The organism is Sphingorhabdus sp. Alg239-R122 (assembly GCF_900537065.1).
Classification (GTDB): domain Bacteria; phylum Pseudomonadota; class Alphaproteobacteria; order Sphingomonadales; family Sphingomonadaceae; genus Alg239-R122.
Map to the genome: position 1 here is coordinate 298,809 of NZ_UNRC01000001.1, position 24,050 is coordinate 322,858.

20 protein-coding genes and 1 tRNA gene are annotated in these 24,050 nt (G+C 51.2%); 8 read left to right on the forward strand and 13 right to left on the reverse strand.

The genetic code is table 11. The features are described 5' to 3' along the window. Nucleotides 1-4 precede the first annotated feature (4 nt). The 3 genes from G6Q15_RS01435 to thyA form a co-directional block, all read right to left on the reverse strand. Entirely contained in the window at nt 5-1,009 is a 1,005-nt protein-coding gene (locus G6Q15_RS01435; protein ID WP_164115085.1) for an alpha-ketoacid dehydrogenase subunit beta, read from the reverse strand. Continuing rightward, on the reverse strand, nt 1,006-2,280 hold the full coding sequence (locus G6Q15_RS01440) for a 3-methyl-2-oxobutanoate dehydrogenase (2-methylpropanoyl-transferring) subunit alpha (RefSeq protein ID WP_164114838.1): 1,275 nt from the start codon (nt 2,278-2,280) through the stop codon (nt 1,006-1,008). Before G6Q15_RS01440 ends, G6Q15_RS01435 begins: the two co-directional genes overlap by 4 nt. A 154-nt stretch (nt 2,281-2,434) precedes the next feature. Beyond that, complete coding sequence (gene thyA / locus G6Q15_RS01445; protein WP_164114841.1) at nt 2,435-3,403, reverse strand: thymidylate synthase; 969 nt, start codon at nt 3,401-3,403, stop codon at nt 2,435-2,437. Nucleotides 3,404-3,705: 302 nt separating this feature from the next. Between thyA and G6Q15_RS01450 the strand changes: the two genes are divergently transcribed. Both G6Q15_RS01450 and G6Q15_RS01455 read left to right on the forward strand, forming a co-directional pair. Beyond that, nucleotides 3,706-4,314: a tail fiber protein gene (locus G6Q15_RS01450; protein WP_164114845.1), complete on the forward strand. Its 609-nt coding sequence runs from the start codon at nt 3,706-3,708 to the stop codon at nt 4,312-4,314. A 22-nt stretch (nt 4,315-4,336) separates the two neighbouring features. Then, nucleotides 4,337-4,945 (forward strand): tail fiber protein, encoded by a 609-nt coding sequence (locus G6Q15_RS01455; protein WP_164114849.1) that lies wholly within the window; start codon nt 4,337-4,339, stop codon nt 4,943-4,945. 24 nt (nt 4,946-4,969) lie between these two features. Here the strand turns inward: G6Q15_RS01455 and G6Q15_RS01460 are convergent, their stop codons facing one another. Genes G6Q15_RS01460 through G6Q15_RS01475 form a run of 4 tightly spaced genes read right to left on the reverse strand, consistent with a single transcriptional unit; the run spans nt 4,970 to nt 9,071 of the window. Beyond that, nucleotides 4,970-5,251 carry a PqqD family protein gene (locus G6Q15_RS01460; protein WP_164114852.1) on the reverse strand — a complete coding sequence of 94 codons (282 nt, stop codon included), beginning with the start codon at nt 5,249-5,251 and terminating at the stop codon, nt 4,970-4,972. A gap of 28 nt (nt 5,252-5,279) precedes the next feature. Then, complete coding sequence (locus G6Q15_RS01465; protein ID WP_164114854.1) at nt 5,280-6,155, reverse strand: sulfotransferase domain-containing protein; 876 nt, start codon at nt 6,153-6,155, stop codon at nt 5,280-5,282. A gap of 4 nt (nt 6,156-6,159) precedes the next feature. Then, the gene (locus G6Q15_RS01470; RefSeq protein ID WP_164114857.1) at nt 6,160-7,104 is read right to left on the reverse strand and encodes a hypothetical protein; all 945 of its coding nucleotides are present in this window, start codon (nt 7,102-7,104) and stop codon (nt 6,160-6,162) included. Then, the gene (locus G6Q15_RS01475; RefSeq protein ID WP_164114860.1) at nt 7,104-9,071 is read right to left on the reverse strand and encodes an asparagine synthetase B family protein; all 1,968 of its coding nucleotides are present in this window, start codon (nt 9,069-9,071) and stop codon (nt 7,104-7,106) included. Before G6Q15_RS01475 ends, G6Q15_RS01470 begins: the two co-directional genes overlap by 1 nt. Nucleotides 9,072-9,233: 162 nt before the next feature. Between G6Q15_RS01475 and G6Q15_RS12260 the strand changes: the two genes are divergently transcribed. Together G6Q15_RS12260 and G6Q15_RS01480 are read left to right on the forward strand one after the other, a co-directional pair. After that, complete coding sequence (locus G6Q15_RS12260; RefSeq protein ID WP_275897581.1) at nt 9,234-9,368, forward strand: hypothetical protein; 135 nt, start codon at nt 9,234-9,236, stop codon at nt 9,366-9,368. Nucleotides 9,369-9,499: 131 nt separating this feature from the next. Beyond that, nucleotides 9,500-12,805, forward strand: a complete 3,306-nt coding sequence (locus tag G6Q15_RS01480; protein WP_164114861.1) for an FG-GAP-like repeat-containing protein — start codon at nt 9,500-9,502, stop codon at nt 12,803-12,805. A gap of 13 nt (nt 12,806-12,818) precedes the next feature. Here G6Q15_RS01480 and G6Q15_RS01485 read toward each other — a convergent pair whose 3' ends face one another. From G6Q15_RS01485 to G6Q15_RS01500, 4 genes are all read right to left on the reverse strand, one after another. Next, entirely contained in the window at nt 12,819-14,555 is a 1,737-nt protein-coding gene (locus G6Q15_RS01485; protein ID WP_164114864.1) for an ABC transporter ATP-binding protein, read from the reverse strand. Nucleotides 14,556-14,590: 35 nt separating this feature from the next. Beyond that, nucleotides 14,591-15,004, reverse strand: a complete 414-nt coding sequence (locus G6Q15_RS01490; RefSeq protein WP_164115087.1) for a lasso peptide biosynthesis B2 protein — start codon at nt 15,002-15,004, stop codon at nt 14,591-14,593. A gap of 127 nt (nt 15,005-15,131) precedes the next feature. Next, a complete protein-coding gene (locus tag G6Q15_RS01495) occupies nt 15,132-16,151 on the reverse strand; it encodes a nucleotidyltransferase family protein (RefSeq protein WP_164114867.1) in 1,020 nt (339 codons plus the stop codon). A gap of 96 nt (nt 16,152-16,247) precedes the next feature. Further along, nucleotides 16,248-16,337: transfer RNA gene (locus G6Q15_RS01500), tRNA-Ser, on the reverse strand. A 124-nt stretch (nt 16,338-16,461) separates the two neighbouring features. Between G6Q15_RS01500 and hspQ the strand changes: the two genes are divergently transcribed. Further along, nucleotides 16,462-16,842, forward strand: a complete 381-nt coding sequence (gene hspQ / locus G6Q15_RS01505) for a heat shock protein HspQ (protein WP_164114870.1) — start codon at nt 16,462-16,464, stop codon at nt 16,840-16,842. Nucleotides 16,843-16,844: 2 nt separating this feature from the next. Here hspQ and G6Q15_RS01510 read toward each other — a convergent pair whose 3' ends face one another. Further along, nucleotides 16,845-17,729, reverse strand: coding sequence for an ABC transporter permease (locus G6Q15_RS01510; RefSeq protein ID WP_164114873.1), 885 nt, complete (start codon nt 17,727-17,729; stop codon nt 16,845-16,847). A 63-nt stretch (nt 17,730-17,792) separates the two neighbouring features. On the opposite strand from G6Q15_RS01510, the gene G6Q15_RS01515 reads away from it, so the two are divergent. From G6Q15_RS01515 to G6Q15_RS01525, 3 genes are all read left to right on the forward strand, one after another. Next, a complete protein-coding gene (locus G6Q15_RS01515; RefSeq protein ID WP_164114875.1) occupies nt 17,793-18,479 on the forward strand; it encodes a GcrA family cell cycle regulator in 687 nt (228 codons plus the stop codon). 85 nt (nt 18,480-18,564) lie between these two features. Beyond that, nucleotides 18,565-20,550 carry a DNA topoisomerase IV subunit B gene (gene parE, locus G6Q15_RS01520; protein WP_164114878.1) on the forward strand — a complete coding sequence of 662 codons (1,986 nt, stop codon included), beginning with the start codon at nt 18,565-18,567 and terminating at the stop codon, nt 20,548-20,550. Between the two features lie 74 nt (nt 20,551-20,624). Beyond that, entirely contained in the window at nt 20,625-21,938 is a 1,314-nt protein-coding gene (locus tag G6Q15_RS01525; RefSeq protein WP_164114881.1) for a serine hydrolase, read from the forward strand. 2 nt (nt 21,939-21,940) lie between these two features. Here G6Q15_RS01525 and recG read toward each other — a convergent pair whose 3' ends face one another. Then, nucleotides 21,941-23,998 carry an ATP-dependent DNA helicase RecG gene (recG, locus tag G6Q15_RS01530; RefSeq protein WP_164114884.1) on the reverse strand — a complete coding sequence of 686 codons (2,058 nt, stop codon included), beginning with the start codon at nt 23,996-23,998 and terminating at the stop codon, nt 21,941-21,943. Between the last annotated feature and the right edge of the window lie 52 nt (nt 23,999-24,050).

Genomic DNA, 24,050 nt, shown 5'->3' on the forward strand with positions numbered 1-24,050 from the left:
ACGTTCAGTCCTTCATAATCTTGTCTAATGCTTCGCCAATCCTGACGGGGCCAGGGAAATAGGCCCATTCCAGAGAGTGCGGATACGGCGTATCAAAACCAGTCACACGTTCAATCGGTGCTTCAAGGTGATAGAAACAGCGTTCTTGTACCAGCGCCGACAATTCCGCACCAAAACCGCTGGTACGCGTCGCTTCATGCACGATCAGGCAGCGGCCAGTTTTCTCAATCGACTTTTCGATAGTTTCAATATCAAGAGGGACCAGTGTTCTAAGGTCAATGACTTCAGCATCAATGCCATGCTCTTTAATCACGCCAAGCGCCACGTGCACCATCGTACCATAGGCCAGAACAGTCAGGTCAGCGCCTTCGCGAACAATATTGGCCTTGCCGAGTTCAATTCGGTAATAATCATCCGGCACTTCGCCTGCATCATGCTTTGACCATGGCTGGACCGGTTTGTCATAATAGCCATCAAATGGGCCATTATAAATACGCTTGGGTTCGAAAAAAATGACTGGATCGTTATCTTCAATCGAGGCGATCAAAAGACCTTTGGCATCATATGGCGTAGATGGAATGACAGTTTTAATGCCCGATACATGTGTGAACATGCTTTCGGGAGATTGGCTATGTGTCTGACCACCAAAAATACCGCCACCAAAGGGAGAACGCACTGTCATGGGCGCAATAAACTCGCCTGCTGAGCGATAACGCAGCCGCGCCGCTTCCGAAATCAATTGGTCAATTCCAGGATAGATATAATCAGCAAACTGGATTTCCGGTACGGGGCGCAGACCATAGGCCCCCATCCCGACAGCAGCACCGATAATACCGCACTCGCTGATCGGCGTATCAAAAACGCGAGTCTTGCCATATTTTTCCTGCAAGCCTGCTGTTGCACGGAAAACACCGCCAAAATAGCCGATATCCTCGCCCATCATCACGACATTATCGTCGCGCTCCATCATATTGTCCAAGGCGCTGTTAATCGCCTGAATCATATTCATTCGGGCCATTTGATTTCCCTTTCCCGAATGGCTTGTTCACTCTGCTCACGAAGATGCCAGGGCAGCTCCTCAAACACATCTTCGAACATGGTTTCAAATGGCTGATGCAGTCCATGGCCCAAAATACCGTTTTTCTCGGCTTGTTTGGTTGCAGCCTTTACCTCATTTGCCAACTCTTCGTCCATCGCAACATGACGTTCTTCATCCCAGATACCCAGACCAATCATATGTCTCTTCAGGCGCTCGATCGGATCACCCAAAGGCCATTCTACGGCCTCATCGGCACTGCGATAGGCGGAAGGATCGTCAGACGTGCTGTGGCCCTCTGCCCGATAGGTGAAATGCTCAATCAACGTCGGTCCCTGATTGGTCCGCGCCCGGTGCGCCGCCCATTGGGTGGCCGCATACACGGCCAGCGCATCATTACCGTCCACGCGGAGACCTGCCATACCATAGCCAATCGCACGTGCAGCAAAAGTGGTACGCTCTGCGCCTGCAAAGCCGGAAAATGACGAGATTGCCCATTGGTTGTTCACGACATTGAAGATGCACGGCGCATTGTAGACAGTGCCGAAAGTCATCGCCGCATGGAAATCGCTTTCCGCGGTTGACCCTTCACCGCACCATACCGCGGCAATCCGGCTATCACCTTTGATCGCGCTCGCCATCGCCCAGCCCACAGCCTGTGGGTACTGAGTGGCAAGATTGCCTGAAATCGTAAAGAAATTCAGCCGCCGCGAACAATACATGATCGGCAACTGGCGACCTTTCAGCTTGTCGCCCTTGTTGGAATAAATCTGGTTGACCATCTCAACCAGTGGGTAACCACGCGAAATCAAAATACCTTGCTGCCGATAACTGGGAAAAACCATATCCTCACTATCAAGCGCCATGGCTGGTGCAATCGAGGTGGCTTCTTCACCACGGCATTTCATGTAGAAACTGGTCTTGCCCTGACGTTGCGCACGGTAAAGCCGTTCGTCAAACGCTCGTGTCAAAGCCATATCACGCAGCATTTTCAAAAGCTGTTTTTCGGAAAGCTTCGGATCCCATGGTCCGACTGCCTCCCCACCTTCGTTCAGTACGCGCACCAGATCATAGCTGAGATTTGTCATGTCTTTCGGATCAGCATTTTCCGCCGGTCGCGGCTGTTTGCCCGCTTCCGGTATCACTACATCGGAAAAGTCGACCGGGTCGCCCGGGCGGGAACGTGGTTCCGGCACATGCAGCGACAGGGGCGGCAAGTTTGATTTGGCGGATTCGCCTGACATACGCTCTCCCTAACCTAAAATTACTACGCCATGTCCGTGGCTATAGCTGATTTGCGCAGGTTTCTGGAGTCCTGCGCCACTTATCATAAATTACGCTATGGCGTTATTTTATTACAATTGCCATCAAAGCGCAAGTTTGCACTGCGCGAAAAAGTTAAACAGCGACCGGTGCGGATATATGCTTTTGCGGCGCGTAATCGGTGACTTCAAAATCTTCGATGGTATAGTCAAATATACTGGGTGGTTTGCGTAATATATCAAGCTTGGGTGCGCCTTTCGGCTTGCGCGACAATTGCTCCTCTACCAGCTCTGCATGGTTGAGATACAGGTGTACATCGCCGCCGTTCCAGACCAACTCTCCCGGTTCCAAGTCGCACTGCTGCGCAATCATGCGGATCAGCAAAGCGGCGGAATAAACGTTGAACGCAAATCCCAATCCCAGATCACAGGACCGCTGGTAAAGAAGGCCAGACAGCTTACCGTCGCTCACGAAAAACTGATAGGTCTTATGGCATGGAGGCAGAGCCATCTGGTCAAGTTCCGCAACATTCCAGCCTTCGAAAATATGACGGCGCGATCCCGGGTTGTTTTTAATTCCCTCAATTAACTTCGCGATTTGATTGATGCCTTTGTCGCGGCGCGTGTAGAACCCCTCCCCGGCTGGCTCATATACCGGCCAATCCACCCACTGCTTGCCGTAGACAGGGCCTAGATCACCCCATTTTTCTGCAAAGTCAGGTTCATCAATTATACGTTGCTCAAAAACATCGCGGTCAACATCCTCGCCAGTCTCTCGGCAATAACTGTCCAATGGCCAATCGGTCCATATATGCACACCCTGCTTCACAAGTTCACGAATATTGGTGTCGCCGGTCAGGAACCAGAGCATTTCACGCGTGGCAGTCTTCCAGTAGACGCGCTTGGTGGTAAGAAGCGGGATCTGGTTGTCTTCGAGCGAGAAGCGCATCGATGCACCAAAAACCGCCCGTGTCCCCACTCCTGTACGGTCCACACGCTTGGCTCCTTGCGTCCAGATATGGCGCATAAGGTCCAGATATTGCTGCTCATAATGGCTAGCTGTTTCAGTTCGGTTGCGTGTATCAGAATCGATAGTCATGTTCATAGCCTCAGACAGTAGGTCGGCAGGCTTTGACAGCCAAGATAAAAGTTGAAAGTAACCTGCTCTCCGATATTTTTGCGGCCTTGGAAAAAACGGGTCCTGGTTCAGCCCGTTAGAGCGCAGTCTTCAGGAGGCGGGCCGGAAGTTAGAATCCTCTCTTCTCGACCAATCGGTTGCATGATCAGATATTGCAGATCGGTGCCGCCGACACTCACAATATTCTCCCTCAACCTTGTTAAATATTGTAAAATAATGTAACTGAACATCCTTGCAGCACGTAGCTGCGCACAACAGGGAGCCAGTTCATGTCTATCAAATATTTACTTGCGTCATCCGCAATTATTTCCGCCAGTCTTTGCACGACCGCACCTGCATATGCAGGTACAGATGCATATATCGGTGAAATTACACCCGTCGGCTTTACATTCTGCCCGCGCGCAACAACTGATGCCAATGGGCAACTTCTTGCCATTAGCCAAAACACAGCTTTGTTCTCGCTTTATGGCACAACATATGGCGGTGATGGCCGTACTACATTTGCTCTCCCCGATTTAAGGGGTCGTGCGCCCATTCATACCGGGACTGGACCCGGTCTTTCCCCGCGAACGCTTGGTTCCAGGAGCGGCACCGAAACCAACACCATGACGGTTACGCAGATGCCTTCGCATAATCACCAAGGCGGTATCCAGACTACCAATCAGGCCGCAAACAGCAAAAATGCGAAAAGTGACGCGTTTGGCATCGCCCAGGAAAACACCTATGTGGATGGCGCGACGCCATCAGGTAATTTCATGAATGCGAGCACGTTCCTGATTGGAAATACAGGCGGCGGACAGGCGCAGAATAATATGCAGCCATTCCTGACAATCCGCTACTGTGTTGTTTTACAGGGTATTTTCCCATCACGTAACTGATGAAGACCGAAAGGACATCAATATGTCTATCAAATATTTTGTAGCGTCAGCAGCTATCATCACATCGGGTTTATCAATTGCTGTACCCGCACAGGCCGGCACCAATCCGTATCTGGGTGAAATCACCATTGTCGGCTTTACTTTCTGTCCGCGTGGAACATCGGCCGCGGACGGAACCCTTCTTCCAATTAACAGCAACCAGGCGCTCTTTTCACTTTATGGCACAACATATGGCGGTGACGGTCGCACAACATTCGCTTTGCCGGATTTGCGTGGACGGATTCCCATTCATGTTGGCCAGGGACCTGGCCTCACCAACCGTACGCAGGGATCCAGAAGCGGCACCGAAACGAACACCATGACGGTTGCGCAGATGCCTTCACACAATCACCAGGGCGGTATCCAGACGACCAACCAGGCCGCCGGCAGCAAGAATGCGAAAAGTGACGCGTTTGGCATCGCCCAGGAAAACACCTATGTGAATGGCGTGGCGCCATCAGGCAATTTCATGCATGCTTCGACATTCCTGATCGGGAATACGGGCGGCGGACAGGCGCAAAATAATATGCAGCCATTCCTGACACTCCGTTATTGTGTGAATACACAGGGCACTTTCCCATCACGTAACTGAGTAGAACAAGGCGCTGATAGCCATTTACGCAATGGTTATCAGCGCCCTTTCCTTCAGATTATGAAGCAGGTCTACCAAGTCCTGCCGACATTTTTCCTGTGATACATCATATTCGCGCAAAGTGGCGGTCACCAGTTCGTCAAAATGGTCGTGACTGTCCAGCAATTCCCATATTCTTTTGCCTGTATCGCTCAGGCTGAAAAAACGCCCGTCATCAAGGTGCATTAGAACCACCTCCCCATCGACAGTTGTTTCGACAAAATTCTCATTTTTTCTGATGCTGCTATCGCTCTTTATTTCACTCATTTCCATCCCCCGGTTCTACGTAGTTGCATCATTTCGCATAACCTAATTTACGCATAAGCTCATGATTAACATTGTATATTTCATTCTGCAGTTCACTTGATAATTGCTCCCGTCCTTCACCGGCGCGCCCGGATCGGAAAAATCTTTCTGCCTTTTGCGGCCGTTCCTGAAACCCTATTCTCGCTTCTTTTTCCCGCAATTTGTCGAAATGTGATTCAGCCACGGCGTGCGCCACGCGCTCTGCCATATCATCGCTTTCCAATTGCAGGAATTTTGCCATTTGCATGACGCAGGCTTCGGTATCTTCCAACATGTCTTCATAACGGATCGTCAGGACAGGAATTTCGGTCTGTTGATGCCAGCTTTTATAGTGTCCGGCCCATCCAAAGGTCTTTTGCCGGAGTTGTGAACGCGGCCCGCCCGCCATGATATGATCGGCACAATTCAGCTGCGCCACCGTTTTTGCAAAATCCTGATGCCCCTGATGAAAGGCATAGGAAACCGCAACATCAAGTGGGTTGCGAACCAGGTAAATTACGCCATAGGAGCAATCCGCCGGAAAAATTGGATTACCCTGTGCATTTTCATGATACGCGTCATGAACCTTCACATAGAGCCGCTCGCTGGAATCTTTTGCGATACTGCGGTAGGTCGCGGGCCGTAATATGTCGATTTCATCATCCGTCATGTCCGAAGATGGCAGGCCGGTCAGGTTATCGAACCGCACCCTATTACTCGAAATAGAACCATTTAACTGTACATAATCAAGTTCGGAATCCGAAGGTTTTTCACCGACAAGGTGTGATAGCAAAATGCGGGTCCAGGTATTCCCGGATTTGGGAAACGAGGCGAGCCAGCAAATCTTGCGTATCGCATTTTGTGAGCCGCCGGCTTCAGTTTTCATCGAACTAGCCGGCATCGCTGCTGCCTGACCGGCCATCTTTACGCCAACCATCTATCCAGCTGTCAATATGGGCTGTACCCTCATCAAATACCGCCCTGTCTTTGGGCCGATCAAATATCTGCACAGATACATTGGCGATAATACGTGCGAGTGTTTCGAAGAGTTTTTTTCTGCCCCAGATCGCTTCAGCAAAGCGTGGCCTGTACACACTTTCACGTAGGTGTTTCAGAGCCATTGCTCCAGTGACACGTTCTATTGCGAAACGTTCGTCTTTTAATCGGTCATTGCTGTTTGCAAGAATGGACAAGCTGGCCAGTTCGCCAAAACTCTGACCACCAGCATGAGCGGGTCTGGCAAAATACTTTTCAAAACCCTCCGCATCGCGAACAGCATCCATTTTTTCCGCGCCTGTAAGTTTCAGGGCATCTTTCCAGAGCTTTAGATCTTTCTGCCCGGCATAACAGCGCGTCGTCGCATCTATTTCAGCAGGATCGATGATCAGGACATCATCGGTGAAAAAATCCCGACCCCGCGCAGCAAGCGCCGCGGAAAGTGTGGATTTCCCGGCTCCAGACGGGCCTGTAAAGGCATGGACATGGCCATCTTTTATTATGGCACTGGCATGAAGAGGAAGCAAAGAGCGTTGATAGCATAACAAGCCCCATGCCGAACCCGAAAGAAACAAAGCAACATCGCGGTCAGACATGCCCCCCCTGTCATATATTACCGTATCGCCATTACTCACAAAGAAACGTGCACCACCCGGGATGTTGAGCAGGGCCTGTGCCGGGCTGGCCATGAAAGCCACTCCGCTATGCGTGGGTTGTTCAATCTCGCCAGGCACATCCCCTTCCCGCACCATTACATCTTGCCCATGATCGACGATATATGGTTTCACCCTGGAACCCAGATCAATATCCGATCGTACCGTAAAGGGTACCTGGCGCATCAGTTTTTTCCTTCCATCCAGCGTATATACCGTGCCGTTGACACGGCGCGCATCAGGCCCGTTGTCGCCAGCAGGTAATCCGGATGATCGCTGGCAGAAACGGGTGTTTTGTCCGGCCAGTTATCAATCAGGGCTTTGAGGCGCGGGACGTCGAACCGTCTGGACATATCGGCATCTTCCTGCATGCGTTCTATGTCCTGCCTGTATTTTGGCAAGTCGCGCGTCATCCGCATGTGCCAATCGGCGGCCTGCCGCCCACGATCGGCATGTATGATCTCGGCAGGTAACCTGTCCTCCATCACGCGTTTGATAAGCAGCCTGTCCTTCCCGTTTTTCATAAATTGCGTATCAGGTATCGCAGCACAGAATTTGACCAGTTTTTGATCGCCGAGCGGATCGCGCGACTGGATCCCGGTAAGGGCTTGCATCGCATAATTTACCGTTTGCCCCATATCGCGCGTGCCGCCCTCACCCATGGCCTGCATCATACTCGGGTTATCTTTAAACCCTGCATAACTATCGTCCAGCCCAAGCTCCTTTGCCCTTTCATCGACCCGCATGTCATTGGCATATTCATGTGAGATAGCTGAATGCCCTTTCCAACCAATATGAGCCATATTGCCGCGAAGTGCCGAGATTTTACGTACGAGAGATTTGGGCAGGTTGGGTGATATCGCACGGCTGTAAAGGCCAAAAAATTGCATCCCGCGATTATCCGAACCCAGAAGTTCTCTGGATAACTGCAACAAGCGCCCCTGCCGCAATAGCTTGGCATATAAGCCGCGGCCATTGAAACTGAGTGTCCGGTTTCCGCTGGTTCCGTTCAGAATGACATTGCGCCCTTCCTGCCTTGCAAGCTGCATGATGTTCATCACCCAGTGCAGGTTCTTGATACCGAAAGGCGGTGTTTCCGCCAGAAGGAATATTTTATCCAGGTCATGGTCAAGCGGAAGGTCGGCAGAATCAACGAAGCGCGCATCGAGCTGCGGGTATTTTTTCGCAAAGGCTTTCACTGGTGCAGACTCGTTTCCGCACCTGCGAAACCCCTGCGCCCTTCCATCCCATCCGCTGGCTGGCACAGATGTGAAGCTCACCATGCGCTCCGCCAGATCATGGTCATTCGTATCCAGGTAAGCCAGAGCCTCTGCCACGACTGATGTGGAATCCAGTCCCGAGCTCAGCGTCGCAGCCGGGGTTTTACACGCACGCATACAACTCGCGACCGCCCGCGAGAACAATTCGCGCGCCGCTTCGACATAATCCGCATCTTTCACATAATGGATTCTGGAAACACCTGAGAGGTCAAAATGGCGTGAAACACTTATGGTGTCGCGGGCTGCCACCAGCAGGTGCCCGAGCGGAAGCGATTTGATATTTTTATAGAAACTTCTCTCCGCGTCCTGATTGTTCAGGATAAGGCTGTCAGCGATCTTCTGCTCGTCAAGTTCGCGGGAAATGTCCCCCAGCGCGAATATAGCCTTTGGAGCGCTTCCCAACACCAATCTTTGGCTGCTTTCATGATAAAATAGCGGTGGAGCATTCCCATGCGAACGCACCGCATAGACTCTGCTCGCATCCGTATCGCAAACGATAACAGCATATTCGCCGTATAAATGCTCAACAAACCGAGTTTCCCATTTCTGGAATGCCGTGTGAACCAAAGCGCTATCCGGCATTGCTTTCAGACGTGCGTTTTCAATGCCCAGTTTTGCGCCCAATTCTTCACGGTGCATCAGGAAACCCGAAAATATACACGGCCATTTCCCCGCGGCTGACACGGGTTGCACATCATATTTATCTTCGGGTGTAAAATGCGGAGCCTGCGCCCAGCATAGGCCCAAATTGCCAAATTGCCGGGTACTCTGCTTCACTGGGCCATATAAACGCAGCGCATTGCACATTCTTTGCAGGTAATCAGCCGTCACTGATGCGCCATCACGCTGGAATATTGCCGCCAATCCGCTCATAGATAATGCATACAAATATTGCACGGTTTTACAATGCGCAAATGCATGTAGCTCCCAGAAAACAGGAGTTTGTACCATACTCACTTCAGTTGAAGCTGATAGCAGTTTACAAATGTAAAATTCTGTCCTAGTTTATGGTATTTACAACATGGGGTGCATGATATGGATAAGAAAGAAAAACGTGTAGAGGCCAGGGCATGGAAAAAGCCTGAAGTCGTGGACGTCGATGCCTCACCAAGCGATGTAAAGAGTGCAGTTGGGCCAAGCGCTGACTTTACTGGCGGCACAACCAGTTGATGAAGTCGTGATTTTGGCGTTGATATGTAAGTATCTTCGCGAAAATTGACATCTGTTCACACGCATAATTCTCTTCAGGCTTCTGTCTTGGCCTGAAGAGATATTCATATGCGATTCAATTAGGTATAAACTTGCACAACATTTTCAGTCGCGAGATTTTCAACCGTGAAATTCCCGACCGCGATTGGCGCATCCATATCGCGATCACTGCCATCATCATCCTGGCATTCAGCTTCTGGCTCAGTTCGCGCTATCCTGCCCTAAACGAAAAAGCGATGATGGGCGGAGACACCCCATTATCCGGCCTTTCATTCGATACAGTATACGAAATACTGCCAAATAGTGGATTATGGTGGGAACTGACCGCCAATGTCGTCAACTGGATATCCACCAATATAAAGGGCATGACGTTTGGCGTCCTGTTCGGCGCGGCAGCGCTGACATTACTGTCACTTGTCAAGAAAAGGTCATTTGAAGGCGCATTTGCGAATTCGGCGCTGGGCACAGTGATCGGAGCACCGCTTGGAGTGTGCGTGAATTGCGCCGTGCCAATCGCCATGGGATTGCATCTTGGCCGAATGCGCCTTGAGACCACACTGTCGGCACTGCTTGCTTCTCCTACCCTTAACGTCATTGTGGTTACAATGAGCTTTGCACTTTTGCCGATACATCTAGCCGTCATCAAATTGCTACTGGCGCTTGTACTCGTCATGCTCGTCATTCCGCTTTTATGCAAATACGTACTAATTAGCGAGACCGATGCGACCCGTCATGATGCGGCACAGTTTGCCGGAATATCAGAAGCAAAGGGCTTTACGGCATGGATCGCAAAGGCCCTGACACCTGTGGATGCCCAGCCCGGGCCTCACACACCACTGTCCGCACTGCTATGGTTTATCCGCACATACGCCCGCAGTTTCTTTTTCATTTTCATCATCACCGTGCCCATGATGCTGCTTGCTGCCTTGCTGGGGGCGATTGTGGCAACATTTGCATCCCCCACCGAACTGCTTGGCCTGTTTCCCAGGGGGTCAGTCGCCCTTGTCCTGCTAGCGATGTTGGTCACGGCTTTTATTGCCAGCTTTGTCCCAGCGCCCATTGCGCTTGATGTTATCCTGACAACTATCCTGATCAATATCGGGATGCGTGATGACTATGCGACAGCAGCTCTGATCGGCCTTGGATCTTTCAGCGTCTATGCTTTCATAATATTATGGAAAGTCATATCATTACGTACGGCCATAACATTATGGGTCGCTGTAATTGCGATGGCCATGGTGGGTGGTATACTGGCAAATCTGGTTAATCCCAGTGTCAAAAAATATTATGCCTTTCAACAGATATCTGCGCTCAATTCAGTGGCGAAAATTGATTGGCCCGTGCCGCCCAAAATAACTGATGGCCAAAGCCTTTCCGAACTTGCTCCCCTGCTCAAAAAACAAACCCCTGTTATGACACCGGTTGATGCACAAATCACAAGTGACAGAGGCAGCGCAGTTACTATCACCCGCAGTGATTTCACTCTTCCATCAGCATCTAATCGCAGCTCTGCCACAGTGCCTTTTGCGCGTATCGTGGGTCCAGAAATAGGCCTTGATGAGATAGGCCTGAATTCCCCTATCCGGGAGTTTGGTTATTACATGATGCGCGGCGCCATCGCTGCTGACGATGTGCATGGCGATGGCTGGCCGGATATCGTGACACGGCGACCTGATCATGCAAAAGGACTTTCGCTCTACGCCAATATCGGCGGTAGGTTCACGCGGCAGAAACTTGACCTCGGCATCATTGATGAAAGTGAGGTTTTTAACCTTGCGCTTGCGGATATGAATGGCGATGGCCTGCCCGAACTCTTTGTGTCCACCATTATGAATGGTGATTATATTTTCTATAATCAGGGGGGTGATTTTAATACCCGCGAGATGGTTCAGCTTTCCAAACCATCGCCGGCAGTCATCAACAGCTTCGCCTTTGCCGATATGGATCAAGATGGAGATGTCGATCTCATCGCTGGTAAATGGGGGCCACGCGGCATAGCAGAAGGATGGAAATTACGTCCATTGCATATCCGCAACCAGATATTCTGGAACCTTGGTAACAAACAGTTTGAAATGCAGATAATGCCCGGCGTACCCGGCCAAACACTCAGCAGTATCATCAGCGACTTTAACGGCGATGGCTATCTGGATTATTTCAATGCGGATGATGCGGGTTTTTCAGACGGAGTCACTTTTTTCGGAAAGAATGGAGTTATTAGGGAATCTGGCATCGAAACCCAGCCCTTTCCCTATCACACTCGCTCCAGCATGAGCTATGATCAGGGCGACTGGAACGGGGATTTACGCACCGATTATTATGGTGCGCAAATTGCCATAGGAACCGCGGGAAATGTCAACAAAACCCGGCCTTCACGGAACCGGACCATATTTGAAATATGTGCGCAGTTCGGAAAAGATCTGAAATGGGGTGAAACTCACATCAAAGCCTGCGCGCAGGATTTGCTATCCATGGATGCTGTGCGCAGTTCCAAAAGCGGTAAAGGCCTGGACAGCTGCAAACGCCCGATTCTGGCAAGAGACAGAGCCCTATGCGGCGCAGCCAGCATCTTTCCCGACCATGAAAATAGTAGCCGCACAAGATCTGGTGATACGGAAAGGTTCAAGAGCTGTGAGAAGCTGCTGGAGCATATACCCGTCATCAAGATTCATTGTGCATCACTTTTAACGCCAGCTGATCCACCTATTAGTAAAGAGAAAATGCGCCAGCTATTCCGGCCCGGCTTTACTAATGGCAACATATTGATGACCGCTGCTCCAGATGGCAGCTTCGTAGATGCAGGCGGCAATGCGAATGTCCGCTCCCCTGGCTGGAGTTGGAACAGCAAGTTTATTGACCTTGATCAGGATAGCCGGCTCGATCTTCTTGTTATGACAGGCATCTGGCTCAATTCCGCATCGTCGACCACTAACATATTCTATCACAATAATGGCCAAGCTTTTACTGAGGCAACAACACAGTACGGGTTTTATGACCTGGCCCCTTCATACAGCTATGTCTCGCTCGATTATGACCGCGATGGCGATATTGATATTGTGCGCGATAACGCTTCGCTTCGCATGATCCTACACCGCAATGACAAACCTGCAGGACCAGCCCTTTTTGTGAAACTGCGCGACAGTAAAGGCAATAGTCAGGGCATTGGTGCACACGTAGCGATCTGTGTTGATGGTGAAACCACTGCAAAGCCTGGAAAGTGTCAAATACGCAATATCAAAGCCAGCGGTGGGTATATGTCAAGCGATCCAATCCGAGCTCATTTCGGTTTGGGAAAGGCCAGATCCGTGTCACTTATCGAGGTAAAGTGGTCTGATGGCGAGTCGACAAGAATTTTACCAAAACAGCTTTTGGCAGGCCAAATCACGATCCGGAAAAACTAGCCAAATAGCGTAATTATTCTTGAACGATGACATGGCCATCTTGCGTTATAGACAGGGAATAATTGGAAAATTTAGCTGGCTGCGCAGAATGACTAATAAGAATGACTGGTTTTCTCTGCGCAATTTTTGCGAGATTTTTGACAATTATACCCTCCACTGCGGAGTCGACGGCAGAGGTGGCCTCATCAACTATCAATATCGATGAGGGGCGCAGCAAAGCCCTTGCCAAGCATAAGCGTTGCCTCTCACCACCCGACAGACGATTGCCGCCATCCTGTAGTGCATGATCAAGTCCATCTGACAGGCCTTTCACAAGATCGCCTGCAGCTGCTGCTTCCAAAGCAACCCATATTTCCCGCTCGGTTACTTCAGCATTGGGCCAGCACAGGTTTTCACGTACACTCGCAGCAAATAGAAAGGGTTCCTGCGGAACGAAAGCAATTTGTGATTGCCACGCCACTCGATTGGCCTTGCTGAGTTCAACATCCCCAATAGTGATGGTGCCAGCAGATGCTAGCTGCAGACCAGCGATCAGTTCGGCGAATGTTGATTTGCCTGCTCCTGATGGCCCCTCCACATGAATAAGTCCATGTGCTGGCAATGTGATACCTTCTACATATAACAGTTGAGTGTCAGCGCTATCGGACATGGCCGAAACACGGATATTTGTCAGTTTGATAGCGCCATTATGGTTTAATCCGTTCGTACCACCCGCATCTTGAATCGCTATATCCTCCTTGGCATCTTCCAGCTTCTTTCGGATACTTTGGGCCGCGGTGAACGCCGGCAGTGCATAGGAAATACTTTGCATGCCGGAAAATAGGGTCAGAAGGCCAGGCATAAGGCGTATGACAATGGCTCCCATTACCAGCAATTCTGCACCTGATAGGCTGAGCAGACCGTATCCGCTCAACAAAAGGATGACGGCTGTACAGGCACCTATCATTTCTATGATGCGTCGCATCCGCCCCTGTTGCCGTACAAATTGCACAGACACTGCCCTTGCAGCGTCTATTCGCATATTGAAGCGCCGCGCAAAGAGATCGCCTGCCTGATATGCCTTGGCAGTTTTCAGGCCATCAAGAAAACGTGTCATTTCATCCATTATAAAGCGATTACTTTTGGTCATCGCCTCACCAAGCCGCCTGCTTCGCCTGCTCCATCGCAATCCTGCTATTGCAGCTATGCCGCTGATTATTGCCAGCAATAAACCTATGCCCCAGTGCACAATGAAGCCCGATGCCAGATAAATAACCACCATCACGAGCATTATGCCAGCCTGCGAAATAAAACGGACTGCCAATGACATTCTGGCAATGTTCGTGGTCATGTTATCCAGTAAATGTGCTCGCTGCACCCGTTTTATGGCTGTCCATTCCGCATTTGCCAGTGCAGCGAAAATTTCTTTCCGGAAATGATCAACATAACCCTGTGATAATTCACTTAGAAGCGCATCGCGCCGCAAGAGTATCACAGCGCGCAACAAAATTATGAAAAGAAAGGCAATGCATAGAAATGCAAGTTGTTGCAATGTGTTACCAAGCCCGAGAGATGCAAACAGCTGTTCCGCAATACCGGCCACAGGGCTGTTTGAACTCGCCCCCGAAAAAGCCAGATCCGCAATTGGCAAGAGCAAGATAAGGCCTGCACCTTCAACAATGCTTCCAAGAGTTACAATAATCAAAGCAGGTACAAGCCGCGGCCCAGCATAATCGCGGATTGATGCAAGCATGGCGTTCCAGTCTGCCATGTTAGCTTTACCCGTCTGAGCTCCTGCCCGTCGCGTCACATGGTTGCCTTGCTCTTAGATCGAAAACTGTGAAACCCGTCACGTTCTTCCTGGCCGGTAAGGCATTCATCCCCAAGCATTAGCCAGGCATGAAAATCAAAGGGTTTTTCATCAGCTCCGCGGCGCGCACCGATAAATAATTGCGTGTCTATACCCCGCCGCAACAGCATCCATCGCGCAGCCATAGCCTGGGGCAGACACACAGCGCGAAAAGGTACCATCATAGCAGCACGCCGTACATGGCGGCCAATTGCACGGGCACGCACAAAGCTTGCAGTATTATAGGTTTCCGATGATGCAGGCTTCCCTTGCCCTGCACTTATGACGCCTAGCGTTTTTCGCCAGAATTTAAATGGCACCATCAAAACAAGAAACCGCGCAAGAAAAAGCATTATGCACGCCTCTATCATCACCAGAATCCGGCGGACCTTTTGTATAAGGGAGAGGTTGCGCTTTTTGCTCAACAAGCATCTTTCCGTAGATTGTTTACGAGGGCCTTAGTTATCATTGGTACGAATAATTGTAAAATCGGATGTGCTATAGGCGAGTCACAAATGGACGCAGTAGCCGCTGCCCACAATAGCGTTTCAAATTTATGCCATGGTCGAATATGTAATATTCTGCGAATGGAAAACCCACTCTTAGGGCATCTGGCTTATGTCGGTGCAGCATATCCGAAAATCCGTTAAGCAGCCTGGATATTTTTTTCGGGTCTCCATGCCTTACGGCCTCTTTTTGCCAGGCAGAAGTCAGAGCGCCAGGAAACAAGCTTTCGGTAAATTGCAAACTAGCCGCAACTGCGCTCAAACACCCATATCTTTCGGCTAAGCTGAACAGGGCGGATGCCTGACTGTCATTCAGTTTACGAAGCAACAAACAAATATCCACGAGCCATTTCAAGCGCGGCCAGTTCGCCGATGCTCCATGCATTACAAGATATAACTGGTAATGAGTATTATCTATGGATGGAGCAGCTTCATCACCTGCCGAGCCTATAAAATCATCCGTAAAACGTTCAGGTTCTGCAAGAAGCAACCGTTCATGCAACTCCAGCTGCTGTTCTGTCTTGGGATCAATAAATGCAACATCCTTGGTGACTTTCACGTGCGTGTGCCGAAGAAATTCAAGGCGAGGTTTACGTGAAACATATCCAGAGGAGCCCAGCAATTTCAATGCATCGACAATATCTTCTGGTCTTATCAAAATATCTATATCCTTGGACGAACGCGCCTCTGGATATACATATAGCTGCTTCGCAAGCGGATCTCCCTTCAAGATAATATATCTAATGCCTGTTTGCTGAAACAGTTTAGAAACCTGCTGCAATGCGGCTTTGCGTCGCAAATATGCCTTGCTAAACTGAATCGGCAAATCATTCTTCGCCATACCGGTACCAGGTATCAAAGCCGTGTGAAGCAACCCAGCAACCCTATGCCGGTTTAATGCGAAATGTTGCAATTCATCCGATATCGCACTCAACGCGAACTTACGTCCCATGCCCATGACAGGGCGTAGACGATCACAAAGTTCAGGCAGAAGCTTTTGGCTATCCATCATCCAACCGACGTTATGGGAGTCAGTTTAAACGGGCAAGCTTTCAAAGCCCGGCATTCAGTTAAATCAGCCTATTATAGCAGTTCATTGGTGACAAAATGGCGGAGAGACAGGGATTCGAACCCTGGGTAGGCGCGAGCCCACAACGGTTTTCGAGACCGCCCCGTTCGACCACTCCGGCACCTCTCCGCATGTTCGCGGTGGCATAGGGTCGGTCGAACCGCCAGCGCGAAGCGGCGCATTAGCGTATCATTTGCGCCTTGCCAAGGGTTGAAAGCTTGCGCTCACATGATTGCGACCTTAAATCGTGTGTATGGAAGCTGCAAACGACAAAAAACTGACCCGTGAGGATATTGACGCCATGCCACCCAAGGCCGAAGCGCGCTTTTCCATTGGTGCTGTCGTGCGCCACCGCATGTTCGATTTTCGCGGTGTTGTGTTCGACGTTGATCCAGTGTTTGCGAATAGCGAGGAATGGTATGAATCTATTCCAGAACATATCCGTCCAGCAAAAAACCAGCCTTATTACCACCTGTTCGCCGAAAATCTGGAGAATAGTTATATTGCCTATGTGAGTCAGCAAAACCTGTTGGATGACAGTGAATCCGGACCGGTCGAACATCCAGACGTCCAAGCTTTATTTCAGGAATTTGATGATGGGCACTATAAGCTCCTGCCCATTATGCACCATTAGGTTCAGGACTTGATTTTCCAGCCTGAACGCAACAGCAGATAGGCAGTCGCGGCGAGCAATACATTGACGCATAACACTACAATCATGCCAGTCGCTATATTAGAATCCGTTTCACCCAGAAAACCGTATCTGAAGCCCGAAATCACATAGAAGAACGGGTTGAACTGGCTCACCGTCTGAAAGGCGGGGGCGAGTTTATCGATAACGTAAAATGTGCCTGATAACAGCGCCAACGGTGCCACAACGAAGTTAGTGACAGCCGCAGCATGATCGAACTTTTCCGCCCATATGGATGTTATCAGACCCATGAAGGCGAGCATCGCAGAACCCATAAGGCCGAAATATATGACAGCCCAGAGATGTATCACGGATACGCTGACACCTGGCCATAGAAACATGGCAAGCCAGACGGACGCACCAACGCACAATGCGCGGGTCACAGCGCCGCCGATCAGCGCGACCATCATTTCTACAATAGAAAGCGGCGGCATCAGATAATCAACGATCGTCCCCTGAATCTTGCCAACCAGCAGCGAAAAACTGGAATTGGCAAATGCGTTCTGCATCATGCCCATAACAATAAGGCCAGGCGCTATGAATGAGGAAAAAGGAACGCCCAGCACAGTACGCCCTTCGCGGCCAAGCGCCACCGTAAAAATGACCAGAAACAACAATGTGGTAACTGCTGGTGCCCAGACAGTCTGCAACTGTACTTTCAGGAAGCGGAGCACTTCCTTTAAATACAGTGTTTTCAGCCCGCCCCAATTGACATTGTGAATTACAGGTTTCCCAAACTCACGCAGCGCAGGTAGTGCGCCAGAAGGTAAAAATTCACCTGCCTGCGCTTTTTCAGGAGAAACTTTATCACTGGAAGGTTGAACGTTCATGCCGTTCGGCCTATTTAGAGTTGTAAAGCTTTGCAAGGGCGATTTTGAAGGAATTTTATACCAATGGCATGGACGGATGAACGCATCGACCAGTTGAAGGCGATGTGGGAAGAGGGGCTGACAGCCAGCCAGATAGCAGAAAAATTGGGTGGTGTAAGCCGTAACGCTGTGATTGGCAAGGCACACCGGCTCGGCCTGAAATCGCGTCCTTCTCCTGTTAAGTCAGGCGGTAAGGGCAAAAAAGCCGCGCCAAGGAAAAAGGCAGCACCTAAAAAGAAGGCCGCCCCCAAGGCAGCAGCGAAAGTACCTGCAGCAAAAGCCAGTACAGCCAAACCCGCTGCGCCCGCGGCGAAACCAGCAGCACCCACGCCCAATGCAAGTGTACCGAACCCGGCAGCCGCAAATAAGGACATGCCACGCATTGTTTCGGTCGGCCCCGGCGGATTTCTGCGTCAGGGTCCAGGTGACCAGCAGGCACCTATTCCGCCTGCCCCGCCCCGCCGTCTGGTGCCAGCACGCCCTAGCCCGGAAATTGCCGACAAGACCAGCCTGCTGGATCTTAGCGAGAAAGTATGCCGCTGGCCCATGGGACACCCCGGCGAACCTGATTTCCACTTTTGCGGCGCTGATGTGAATCCAGGCTTCCCTTATTGTGTGGAGCATTGTGGCCGTGCCTATCAGGCACAATTGCCACGCGGCACACGCCGTCCGCCTCCGCCTCTGCCCTTTGGCGGCCCGCGCGTCAGATAACTCCGCATAGAGCTATATTTGTAATCCACAACGCAATGCCAAACAGGCCTTGCGCGCGCGAGTCCGGCTATTCTATAGCCGTGCCATGAGTGATGACCTGTTTGCCGGAACCGGCGATAAGACCAGTGACCAAGGATATGATGCCTCTTCGATTGAAGTGTTGGAGGGGCTTGAGCCGGTAAGGCGCCGCCCGGGCATGTATATTGGTGGTATAGACGACCGCGCTTTACACCATCTTGCTGCCGAAGTGCTCGATAACTCCATGGACGAGGCAGTCGCCGGCCATGCAAGCCGGATCGAAGTGACACTGGAAGCAGGAAACCGCCTGACAATCACTGATAATGGCCGCGGCATTCCTGTTGAAGAACATCCCAAATATCCTGGCAAGTCAGCACTCGAAGTCATTCTCACCACGCTTCATTCAGGCGGCAAGTTTTCGGACAAGGCCTATGCGACAAGCGGTGGCCTACATGGTGTTGGCGTGTCGGTTGTGAATGCTTTATCAAGCGAGACAATTGTCAAGGTCGCTCGTAACAAGGAAGCTTTTGAACAGTATTTCGCCAAAGGGCATGCAACAACGAAGCTCAAAAAAACAGGTGCGGCCCCTAACAAACGCGGCACAAGCATCAGTTTTGTACCCGATACCGAAATTTTTGGTGAAAAGGCCCTGTTCCGCCCGAAACGGCTATTCCAGCTGGCCCGGTCCAAGGCATACCTGTTTGCGGGAGTCGAAATCCGCTGGAAATGTGATCCTGAACTTACCGGCGAAGATATACCTGCTGAGGCTGTCTTTCAATTTCCAGGTGGTCTTGCCGATCATTTGCGTGAACAGCTTTCAGGCCGCGAATGTGTGACAGCCGAATTCTTCAAGGGCAGTCAGGATTTCCCTGAAGGCATTGGGCGCGTCGAATGGGCCGTGGCCTGGCCGTTATGGAGCGAAGGCAGCTATAGCTGGTACTGCAACACCATCCCGACGCGCGATGGCGGAACACATGAAAATGGTATGCGCGCAGCTTTGGTCAAGGCAATGCGGTCCTTCGGCGAACTCATCGGCACTAAAAAAGCTTCACAGCTTGTTGCCGATGATATCATGAACGGCTGCGAGCTCATGCTTTCGGTCTTTATCCGCGATCCGCAATTCCAGAGCCAGACCAAGGATCGCCTTACCTCACCTGAAGCCGCACGGCTTGTCGAAAATGCCGTACGCGATCATTTTGATCATTTCCTGACTGACAATATGGAACGCGGCAAAGCGTTGCTTGGCTTCATGATGGACCGGATGGAAGAACGGCTCAAACGCAAGGCCGAACGGGAAATCAAGCGTAAAACTGCCACCAGTGCACGCAAGCTGCGCCTGCCAGGCAAGCTCACCGATTGCACCGGTGACGGCGATGGCGAAACCGAAATCTATATTGTCGAGGGTGACAGCGCGGGCGGCAGCGCCAAACAGGCGCGTGACCGCAAGACACAGGCGATTCTACCAATCCGTGGCAAGATTCTGAATGTGGCCTCTGCCACTTCCGCAAAAATTCTGGGCAATCAGGAAATTGCCGATCTTATTCAGGCACTGGGCTGCGGGACCCGCCAGGATTGCGATCCTGCGAACCTGCGTTATGATCGTATCATCATCATGACCGATGCCGATGTTGATGGCGCACATATCGCGACACTGCTAATGACATTCTTTTTCCAGGAAATGTCGCAAATCGTGCGCGAAGGACATCTCTATCTGGCACAGCCCCCTCTGTTCCGTCTGGTCAGTGGTAGTCAGAGCTATTACGCCCGCGATGAAGCGCATCGCCGAGAGCTTGAAGCTACTGTCCTGAAAGGCAAAAAGGTCGAGGTTAACCGCTTCAAAGGGTTGGGAGAAATGAACCCGGCACAGCTCAAGGAAACAACCATGGATCCATCTTCACGGTCCCTGCTGCGCATCACCCTGCCGCGTGAATATGAAGAGCGCGCGGGCGTAAAGGATCTGGTCAACCGGTTGATGGGCAAACATGCCGAACACCGTTTCCAGTTCATACAAGACAATGCAGCTACGCTGGATGAAGACAAAATCGACGCTTGATCGCGTCAGTCGTTGATTGCCGGTTATTTAGCTATACTGCATTTGAAATACAGAAATAATTCGGGAGAAATGTAATGAGACATGCAATGACCGCTTTGGCCGCCGCAGCAATTATGTCATTGTCGGCCACCGCCCTTGTTCCAGACGCATTTGCTCAACAAGAGATGAAAGTTTCCGAGCAGCTTTCAACTGCTTCTGAACAGCTTATTGCCCTGTTGAAAGGCGAAGGCAAGCCTGAGGACGTGTTTGCTCCTGCATTTCTAAATGCTGTTCCGCCTGCACAGTTCAATGCAATGACAAAACAGCTCACCTCACAATTTGGGCCTGTGCTCAGTATGAAAAACCTGGCCTCCGTCAATGAAACGACCGCCAACATTCAAATTGAATTTGAAAAAGCAATTGGCAATGGCGTGATGTCTGTAAGTGCCGATGCGCCATATCTGATCAATGGCCTGCGCCTGACGGGCTTTGACACGAAAGAAGATAGTTTTGACAAGGTAAAAGCCGATTTTGAAGCCTTGCAAGGAGATGCCGGTTTCACTGTTTCAAAACTGTCAGGCGATACAATTGAACCAATATATGCTCACAAAGCCGATACCGGTTTTGCTGTTGGCTCCACATTCAAGCTCTATGTGCTTTCCGAGCTTGCGCGGCAGGTGCAGGCAGGATCACGTAAATGGAGCGATGTTGTTACGATCGACCGTAAGTCCTTCCCTTCTGGCATCAGCCAGAACTGGCCAGGTAGCGCACCTGTTACGTTGCAGACGCTTGCAACACTTATGATTTCGATCAGTGACAATACCGCCACCGATGTACTGATCCACGAGTTGGGGCGTGATAATGTTGGTGCATTGCTGACAGCAACAGGACACAGCAATCCTGACAATACCCTTCCTTTCCTCACCACTGTCGAGGCATTTTCCTTAAAGGACAAGGACCAGAAAGACCTGCTGGAACGCTTTGTTGCGGGGTCAGAGGATGAACAGGCTGCCATACTGGAAGAAGCAGGGGGGCGGCTTACGCTTGATAATGTCAACCTGACTGATCTGGCAAGTGAAACCCCGCGCCATATCGATACAGTGGAATGGTTTGTATCACCCAATGATACGGTAAAGCTTTTCAACTACATGGTAAAACAGGGCGATAAAACCGCCCTGGATGTCATGGCCGTGAATGACGGCCTTCCCGAAGGCGATAGGAAAGATTGGAAATATATCGGCTTCAAGGGTGGGTCAGAACCCGGGGTCGTCAGCCTGAATTACCTGATGAAAGACAAGACAGGCGACTGGTATGTTGTAGCCGGTAGCTGGAATGATACGGAAAAAGCAGTGGATACCCAGACATTAGTACTGCTGATGTCGCGGCTTGCATCGCTTGCCGCTGAATAACATCAACCGCTTCTAAGCAGCATTGCACCCACGTCGCGTTCAAATAGGTAAAGCGCGACACGCGCCGCCTGTCCGCGTTCGCTGTCCAGCCCGCCATCGCGATCGATTAACAATCGGGCGTCATCGTTGGCGGTTGGCGCGAACCTGACCACTTGTTCGGCGCTGGCGGTGCGGAATGCATTATCACCGGACTGGCGTGTGCCGAGCACCTCACCACCCCCGCGTAGCCGCAAATCTTCTTCGGCCAGATGGAACCCGTCCTGTGATTCCCGCATCAGCGCAAGCCGTTCACGCGCTGTTTCACTCAGGCCATTGCCGCGCAGTAGCAGGCATACCGACTTTCCGCTCCCCCGCCCGACACGTCCGCGCAATTGGTGTAGCTGTGCAAGGCCGAAACGTTCTGCCGCTTCTATAATCATGAGTGTGGAATTCGGAACATCAACGCCAACCTCAATCACCGTGGTGGACACCAGCACCATGATTTTACCACTCACGAAATCCTCCATCACGGCGTCTTTGAGCTCCGGCTTCATCTGCCCATGAACCAGCCCGACCTTCTCGCCAAAGCGGGCCTTGAGCTGCGCGGCGCGTTCTTCCGCCGCGGCGAGATCACTGCTCTCGCTCTCCGCCACAAGTGGGCATACCCAATAGGCCTGCCCATCTTTTTCAATATGCCTGCCCAGTCCGGCTATCACTTCATCTAGGCGTTCCCCGGATATCACCCGTGTATCAATGGACTGACGCCCCGGCGGTAGTTCATCAAGGCGCGACACATCCATTTCACCATATTGGCTGAGCGTTAACGTGCGCGGGATTGGCGTTGCCGTCATGGCCAGAAAATGCGGTGTCATGCGTCCTTTTTTGGACAGCATCAGCCGTTGACTCACGCCGAAGCGGTGCTGCTCATCAATGATTGTCAGCGCCAGATCCTTATACTGCACCGCTTCCTGAAAAATCGCGTGTGTGCCAATCACGATATGGATGGAACCATTGGCAATACCCATCAATGTCGCTTCGCGCGCCTTGCCCTTATCCCGCCCCGTCAGGATGGCGACGTTGACTGGCAAACCTTGTAGCAGTCTGGAAATGCTTTCGTAATGCTGCCGCGCCAATATTTCGGTGGGTGCGAGCAAAGCGCCCTGTTTGCCGCATTCCACCCCTGCCAGCAGCGCCATCACGGCAACAATTGTCTTGCCTGAACCGACATCACCCTGCAGCAGGCGGAGCATCGGCGTTTCCTGCTCCAGGTCACCTTGTATCTCGTTAATCGCGTGCTTTTGCGCGCCGGTCAGTTCAAACGGCAGCGGCAGTGCATCACGCAAACTACCATCGCCTATCAGCGGCGTGCCTTTCCTGCCCCGATTAGCCGCACGCACCAACATCAATGCCAGCTGGTTCGCAAAAACCTCATCATAGGCAAGCCGGTCACGTGCCCGTTCGTTTTCTCCGCCATGTGTCAGGGCGAGCGCATCATTCCAGCTGGGCCAGCCATGTTTTTCCATCAGGGTGGGTTCAATCCATTCAGGCAGTTCGGGTGTTTCCGCCATGGCATTCGTAATCAGTCCCGCAAGGCGTTTCTGGGTCATACCATCTGCCAGCGGATAGACCGGCTCACTGGTTTCTACCTGCCCGGCTTCCTTCGGCTCGACCACATAGTCGGGATGCACCATTTGCAAAATTTCGCCATAAATTTCGAGTTTGCCAGCAATTATCTTTTTTTCATCAAGCGGTAGTTGCTTGCGCGCCCAACCGGTGTTGCGGCCAAAATAAATCAATGAGATATGATTGCCTATCGCATCCACCGCCTGCACCCGGTAAGGGCCGCGATTATAGGCAGATTTATATTCGGTGGGCAGGATTTCCACGATTATATGTTCACCAGGTTCTGCCTGCTCGAGATTTTCGATTCGCTTGCGCTCTACAAACCCTGTCGGCAGATGATAGACAAAATCACGCACTCGCCCCAGCCCAAGCCGGTCCAACGGCTTGGACAATTTGGGTCCAACCCCCTTCAAGCTCTCCGCATCTGCGAATAATGGATTGAGTATCGTCGGTCGCATGGCTATCGAACCTGATATGCGCATGTCGGGCGCGCAACAAGCCCTGCAAGCA

Excerpts from the sequence above, each read along its gene's own strand:
- G6Q15_RS01435 (WP_164115085.1), bottom strand. The coding sequence starts at position 1,009 with ATGAATATGATTCAGGCGATTAACAGCGCCTTGGACAATATGATGGAG.
- G6Q15_RS01440 (WP_164114838.1), bottom strand. The coding sequence starts at position 2,280 with ATGTCAGGCGAATCCGCCAAATCAAACTTGCCGCCCCTGTCGCTGCAT.
- thyA (WP_164114841.1), bottom strand. The coding sequence starts at position 3,403 with ATGAACATGACTATCGATTCTGATACACGCAACCGAACTGAAACAGCT.
- G6Q15_RS01450 (WP_164114845.1), top strand. The coding sequence starts at position 3,706 with ATGTCTATCAAATATTTACTTGCGTCATCCGCAATTATTTCCGCCAGT.
- G6Q15_RS01455 (WP_164114849.1), top strand. The coding sequence starts at position 4,337 with ATGTCTATCAAATATTTTGTAGCGTCAGCAGCTATCATCACATCGGGT.
- G6Q15_RS01460 (WP_164114852.1), bottom strand. The coding sequence starts at position 5,251 with ATGAGTGAAATAAAGAGCGATAGCAGCATCAGAAAAAATGAGAATTTT.
- G6Q15_RS01465 (WP_164114854.1), bottom strand. The coding sequence starts at position 6,155 with ATGAAAACTGAAGCCGGCGGCTCACAAAATGCGATACGCAAGATTTGC.
- G6Q15_RS01470 (WP_164114857.1), bottom strand. The coding sequence starts at position 7,104 with ATGCGCCAGGTACCCTTTACGGTACGATCGGATATTGATCTGGGTTCC.
- G6Q15_RS01475 (WP_164114860.1), bottom strand. The coding sequence starts at position 9,071 with ATGAGCGGATTGGCGGCAATATTCCAGCGTGATGGCGCATCAGTGACG.
- G6Q15_RS12260 (WP_275897581.1), top strand. The coding sequence starts at position 9,234 with ATGGATAAGAAAGAAAAACGTGTAGAGGCCAGGGCATGGAAAAAGCCT.
- G6Q15_RS01485 (WP_164114864.1), bottom strand. The coding sequence starts at position 14,555 with ATGGCAGACTGGAACGCCATGCTTGCATCAATCCGCGATTATGCTGGG.
- G6Q15_RS01490 (WP_164115087.1), bottom strand. The coding sequence starts at position 15,004 with ATGATAGAGGCGTGCATAATGCTTTTTCTTGCGCGGTTTCTTGTTTTG.
- G6Q15_RS01495 (WP_164114867.1), bottom strand. The coding sequence starts at position 16,151 with ATGATGGATAGCCAAAAGCTTCTGCCTGAACTTTGTGATCGTCTACGC.
- hspQ (WP_164114870.1), top strand. The coding sequence starts at position 16,462 with ATGGAAGCTGCAAACGACAAAAAACTGACCCGTGAGGATATTGACGCC.
- G6Q15_RS01510 (WP_164114873.1), bottom strand. The coding sequence starts at position 17,729 with ATGAACGTTCAACCTTCCAGTGATAAAGTTTCTCCTGAAAAAGCGCAG.
- G6Q15_RS01515 (WP_164114875.1), top strand. The coding sequence starts at position 17,793 with ATGGCATGGACGGATGAACGCATCGACCAGTTGAAGGCGATGTGGGAA.
- parE (WP_164114878.1), top strand. The coding sequence starts at position 18,565 with ATGAGTGATGACCTGTTTGCCGGAACCGGCGATAAGACCAGTGACCAA.
- G6Q15_RS01525 (WP_164114881.1), top strand. The coding sequence starts at position 20,625 with ATGAGACATGCAATGACCGCTTTGGCCGCCGCAGCAATTATGTCATTG.
- recG (WP_164114884.1), bottom strand. The coding sequence starts at position 23,998 with ATGCGACCGACGATACTCAATCCATTATTCGCAGATGCGGAGAGCTTG.